At 54.4% G+C, this 3814-nt stretch carries 3 protein-coding genes and 2 pseudogenes; 2 read left to right on the top strand and 3 right to left on the bottom strand.

Features of this window, described 5'->3' with window-relative positions; translation table 11 throughout:
* A pseudogene (locus DW49_RS1000000133490) lies at positions 1 to 295 on the bottom strand (hypothetical protein); the annotation flags it as partial.
* On the bottom strand, positions 289 to 711 hold the full coding sequence (locus DW49_RS0127620) for a hypothetical protein (protein WP_024421545.1): 423 nt from the start codon (positions 709 to 711) through the stop codon (positions 289 to 291). The gene DW49_RS0127620 and the pseudogene DW49_RS1000000133490, both read right to left, overlap by 7 nt.
* 847 nt (positions 712 to 1558) lie before the next feature.
* Here DW49_RS0127620 and DW49_RS0127615 point away from each other — a divergent pair.
* Complete coding sequence (locus tag DW49_RS0127615) at positions 1559 to 2911, top strand: dicarboxylate/amino acid:cation symporter (protein WP_005616340.1); 1353 nt, start codon at positions 1559 to 1561, stop codon at positions 2909 to 2911.
* Positions 2912 to 2976: 65 nt separating this feature from the next.
* Here DW49_RS0127615 and DW49_RS0127610 read toward each other — a convergent pair whose 3' ends face one another.
* Entirely contained in the window at positions 2977 to 3471 is a 495-nt protein-coding gene (locus tag DW49_RS0127610; RefSeq protein WP_024421544.1) for a SprT family zinc-dependent metalloprotease, read from the bottom strand.
* A 204-nt stretch (positions 3472 to 3675) separates the two neighbouring features.
* On the opposite strand from DW49_RS0127610, the pseudogene DW49_RS1000000131440 reads away from it, so the two are divergent.
* Positions 3676 to 3804, top strand: a pseudogene (locus DW49_RS1000000131440) (tRNA 2-thiocytidine(32) synthetase TtcA); the annotation flags it as partial.
* Positions 3805 to 3814: the final 10 nt, after the last annotated feature.

Raw genomic sequence — 3814 nt, 5'->3', positions numbered from 1 at the left:
GTGATGCGTTCTTCAATGCTGAGTTCATGATATGACATAGGTTCACCGTACCGGATTGGTCAGGTGTTGCGCTCAGTTTTTGCCGCCGCCCGGCATAAAATTGCGTGGCAAAAGCAGAGAAGCGCTCATTCACATAAATCAGGAACAGTGTGCGCCCCAAGAATACAAAAAAAGAACCTGTTGCGAGCCAAAGAAGAAGGGGGGAGCTGGATGACAGTATGAATATAAAGAAGTAAAGTAACAGCATACTGGCATAGAGCACTTTTCTGATAGAATTGGGTTGTGTATCTACCATGAGGCTCTCCACTGTTTCAAACGTTCTGCAATAGATTTGTCCCAGCCGGACTCTCCCATAAAGTACTGTGCGGCCATTCCAGCTGTTATCCCTGCAGCGATAATGATGACGAGCGGTGCGCTTGTCCCTATCACTACCGTGGCTATAAACCCAGCGCCAAACGCGGCGAGATTCGTAGGTTGTGTGTCGGCAGACTTATCTAAAAACTCGCCCATCGAGTTGGAGCTTTTGGCATCCATATAAGCCTGCGGCCCCACAGCCAAAGCCAGCCCTATTATGTTGCCGCCGATGAGTTTTGGGAACCCTCTGGCGCCCTCTGAGTGTAACCTCGCAGAAGAGTTTAACGCTTTTGCCGTGCCTGTAGTAGGTATGTGTACGGCTCTGCCAGCATTGGCGCCGAAGATTCTATATTTCATGGCTTCTGCTGTAAGTGGTACTTCCAGGTGCAGCTTGCCGTTAATTCTGATAATCTTGATGTCAATACGCCTTCAATGCGTGTATCAAGCTTGGCTCAGATGCAGACGGATATCATAAATCAATAATCATGTACACAAAATGCCCTGCAAGAGTGCCCGTTTTTTTTGAAACAATGAAGAGAACAGATTAAGGAAGGTCTGAAGTAAGCATCGATTTTTGATGCCTTCATGGCCTGAGGTTCAAAAAACCTCGCCCGATCAGATAATCAGACATTTTTGCGCTGTTAACTCATCGATTTTCCTTCAAACAGCACCTTTCCAAGGCGTTTTTCCGCATTATAGGCGCACCTCTCCCATCGCCAGCAGCCGTTTTCGCACCATCCTTAAAGATTTTTGAGCTGACACCTCTGCCAGTCCACGATTCGAGCTGACAGCAGGTTCTGCTGAAACGTCTGCATCTGGGGGCAGTGCCGTTCAGGTGCTCGTGCAGCTTCAAATATTCCAGGCATGCCCGTACGCATCTGCTCGCTGAGCAAGAGCGAGCTGCACGCTCATTCGGTGTCACGCCAAAGGCGGATATCCGCCACTGACACCCCGACTTTTCCTTCATACGGCGGAAAACCGCCACCTCTTCTTTCGATTCCCGGCTACTGTTACCCGTATAACCCTTGCTGAGCGGGGTTTTGATATCATTTTGATTGCATGGCACGGCTATTGCTATTCAGAGGGTAGATGTCTGCCTTGTGCAGCTCGACAAAACAAATCCCTCCAGTGCAGGAGGGTTAGCGCTTTATAGGCTCGCGTGCATCAGGTGAAGATGCCGACGACGCCCTTGAGGAAAACTGCAATGACGACTCGTCAGCCCATCTACAAATCCCTCTATTTTCAGGTAATCGTAGCGATTGTCATCGGTATCCTGATCGGTCACTTCTACCCGGACACCGGCAAGGCTTTAAAGCCGCTGGGTGACGGGTTCATCAAACTGATCAAGATGGTCATCGCTCCGATCATCTTCTGTACGGTCGTCAGCGGTATCGCCGGCATGCAGAACATGAAGTCGGTCGGCAAGACCGGTGGTTATGCGCTGCTGTACTTCGAGATCGTTTCGACCATCGCCCTGCTGATCGGTCTGATCGTGGTCAACGTGGTTCAGCCGGGTGCCGGCATGAACATCGACGTGAGCACGCTTGATGCTTCCAAGATCGCAGCCTATGTGACTGCGGGCCAGGACCAGAGCATTGTCGGCTTTATCCTCAACGTGATTCCGAACACCATCGTCGGCGCGTTCGCCAACGGCGATATCCTGCAAGTCCTGATGTTCTCGGTGATCTTCGGTTTCGCCCTGCATCGTCTGGGTTCGTACGGCAAGCCGGTTCTGGACTTCATCGATCGCTTCGCCCACGTGATGTTCAACATCATCAACATGATCATGAAGCTGGCGCCTATCGGTGCGTTCGGTGCCATGGCCTTCACCATCGGTGCCTACGGCGTAAGCTCGCTGGTGCAGTTGGGTCAGTTGATGATCTGCTTCTACATTACCTGCGTGCTGTTCGTGGTGCTTGTGCTGGGCTCCATCTGCCGCGCTCACGGTTTCAGCGTCTTCAAGCTGGTTCGTTACATCCGTGAAGAGCTGTTGATCGTACTGGGTACTTCCTCTTCAGAATCGGCCCTGCCACGCATGCTGATCAAGATGGAGCGTCTGGGTGCCAAGAAGTCTGTTGTAGGTCTGGTTATCCCGACTGGCTACTCGTTCAACCTGGACGGTACCTCGATCTACCTGACCATGGCTGCCGTGTTCATCGCTCAGGCGACCAACACGCACATGGACATCACTCACCAGATCACCCTGTTGCTGGTGCTGCTGCTGTCGTCCAAAGGTGCTGCTGGCGTGACCGGTAGCGGCTTCATCGTACTGGCTGCCACCCTGTCGGCTGTCGGCCACCTGCCGGTTGCCGGTCTGGCGCTGATTCTGGGTATCGACCGCTTCATGTCCGAAGCCCGCGCCCTGACCAACCTGGTTGGTAACGCTGTTGCCACCGTCGTGGTTGCCAAGTGGGTCGGCGAGCTGGACACCGACAAGCTGCAATCCGAGCTGGCTTCCGGTGGCAGCGCCATCCTGGAAACCCGCCCTGAAGACGACCTCGGCGTTGCCGAAGGCCCGACTCCGGCCAATGCGGTGAACACCACCAAGACCGTCTGATAACTTCAGGCCATGAAAAAACCCATCTTCGGATGGGTTTTTTTAGGCCTGCGTTTTGTCGGGGATTATTCCGTGCGCGTCTCGCCGCTGAACACCAGCGGCTCGCGGCAGCGGCGGCACAGGTAACGCCGGCCCTTGGGAACCATGCCGTGACGCTGGGACGAGAACGGGAAGTCGCTGTCCGGGCATGGGCAGCGGTAGATGTAACGGATCACGCTGCGCCGCTGGACCGCATAGGTGTGGCAGCGGTTGGGCGGCAGTTCATAGACGCCGCGCATGATTAACTGCCATTCTTCGCCATGCGGTTGAATGCTGCCGCCAAACAGCTGATGAGCGACCAGGTGCGCGACTTCGTGCGGAACCGTCTGGCGCAGGAAGTCCTCGGCGTTTTCATGGTACAGCTGCGGGTTGAAGCGCAACAGGTTCTCGTGCAGGTGCGCGACACTGGCCTTTTGACCGCGCAGCTGGAAGCTGACCACCGGGCGTTTGAAGGTGCGTTTGAAGAAGGTTTCGGCTTGTTGGTAACAGGTTTCAACGCGGGAATTGAGTTGTTCGTGCATGCTTTATGGGTCTCCAGTGCGCCAAGTATGCCGCAATGTCGCTATGCTCTGACAATACCGGCTGCCCGGTGGTCGTTTCAGACGCTTGCCATCGAGGGGCGCCATCGATAGCCAGGCCGACCTGTACGCAGCCTGTTTAACCCCTTGTCGGTTATGCGTAAAATGACCGCCTTTTCTCACGTCATCGGCGGATACCTTCAGTACATGGGCACCCTCTCAGTCAATCAGAACAAACTGCAGAAACGTCTGCGTCGGCTGGCCGGCGAGGCGGTTGCCGACTTCAATATGATCGAAGAGGGCGACAAGGTCATGGTCTGCCTGTCCGGCGGCAAGTTATAAGCAA

The organism is Pseudomonas avellanae BPIC 631 (assembly GCF_000444135.1).
In the GTDB taxonomy this organism is placed as follows: Bacteria; Pseudomonadota; Gammaproteobacteria; order Pseudomonadales; family Pseudomonadaceae; genus Aquipseudomonas; species Aquipseudomonas avellanae.
Note: the sequence above shows the minus strand (reverse complement) of the source record. Positions and strands in the feature narration are given on the sequence as shown.

Bases quoted from the DNA above. Each gene is read 5' to 3' on its own strand.
- DW49_RS0127610 (WP_024421544.1), bottom strand. From the start codon at position 3,471: ATGCACGAACAACTCAATTCCCGCGTTGAAACCTGTTACCAACAAGCC.
- DW49_RS0127615 (WP_005616340.1), top strand. From the start codon at position 1,559: ATGACGACTCGTCAGCCCATCTACAAATCCCTCTATTTTCAGGTAATC.
- DW49_RS0127620 (WP_024421545.1), bottom strand. From the start codon at position 711: ATGAAATATAGAATCTTCGGCGCCAATGCTGGCAGAGCCGTACACATA.